This is a genomic window from Planococcus chinensis, assembly GCF_020071995.1.
Lineage (GTDB): Bacteria > Bacillota > Bacilli > Bacillales_A > Planococcaceae > Planococcus > Planococcus chinensis_A.
In genome coordinates, this window is the sequence record NZ_JABWTK010000024.1 from 1 (window position 1) to 1,295 (window position 1,295).

1 protein-coding gene is annotated in these 1,295 nt (G+C 43.0%); it reads left to right on the forward strand.

The window, feature by feature from the left end; genetic code table 11:
• The first annotated feature begins 87 nt into the window (after positions 1-87).
• Positions 88-1,253, forward strand: a protein-coding gene (locus tag HU147_RS19010) for an IS3 family transposase (protein WP_224077659.1) whose coding sequence is annotated in 2 segments (ribosomal slippage) — positions 88-364 and positions 364-1,253 — 1,167 coding nt in all. Because the reading frame shifts where the segments join, the coding sequence is not laid out codon by codon here.
• Positions 1,254-1,295 lie beyond the last annotated feature (42 nt).

Consider the following 1,295-nt stretch of genomic DNA (forward strand, 5'->3'; position numbering starts at 1 on the left):
CTAGACTAACATAATTAAATGGGACAATATAAAACACCTTCGAGATGGTACACTTTTAATAAGTACACAAATCGGAGGTGTTTTTGCATGAGCAAAAACGTATATTCAAGCGAAATTAAATGGGCTGTTGTAAAAGATAAGATGAATGGGGAGTTAACCAACAAGGAGATTATGGAGAAGTATGGGATTAAAAACTATTCCCAAATTAAGACCTGGATGAGATGGTATCGGAATAATGAAATTCATCGTTTTGACCAGCCAATTGGCAAGCAATATAGCTTTGGACACGGACCGGAATTCGCCAGTGAATTGGAAAAGAAAGATCGCCAAAATGCGCATTTGAAAATGGAGAATGACATCTTAAAAAAGTATTTGGAGATCAAAAAGGAGTTGGAAAACAAGTAGTTCTTCAACTTGTGGAGACCTACCGCAAGAAGTATACCGTCACGGTGATTCTTTCTGCATTAGGTGTGCCACGTTCCACCTATTACCGGTGGATGGCCGACGGCCCTACCAGTGAAATGACACAAGTGGAGAAAGATATTATCGCGATATGTAAGAAAACGAACTACCGCTTTGGCCATCGGAAAATCAAGAAACTACTCCAAAAAGACTACAAGACCATCAGACATCGCAATACCGTTCAGCGCATCATGCAAAAACACAACCTGCAATGCCGGGTGAAGAAGAAACGAAAATGGAAATCACAGGGGGAATCGGTCATTGTGGCACCGAACCTGTTGGAACGGAATTTTACTGCCGCTGCCCCTAACGAGAAATGGGTGACGGATATTACCTATATCCAATACGGAAGTTCGACGCTTTACTTGTCGACAATCATGGACCTATACAACAACGAAATCGTTGCGTACAAGCTCTACGACCATCAGCAGACGCCGCTCGTTATCGATACATTGAAGGAGGCGCTGAAACTGCGGAGCTATCCCGAGGGGATTATCATCCATTCCGATCAAGGCAGCGTCTACACGTCGTATGCCTATCAGAATTTGGTTAAGGAGAAACACGCCGTGAGCAGCATGTCGCGGCGCGGAAACTGTTGGGATAACGCAGTGATTGAATCGTTCCATTCGAATATCAAGTCGGAAGAATTTCAATACGTCAAATTCAATTCGTTGAACAACTTTCAAGTCGTCGAGAAAGTAAACGAATATATGCGCTACTACAACGAAGACCGGATTCTCGAAAAATTAGGCTACCTGGCACCCAAGGAATTTGGGGCGCAAGCAGCCTAATAAAGGTGTTTTATATGTGTCTCAAATCGCTATGTCAGTCTA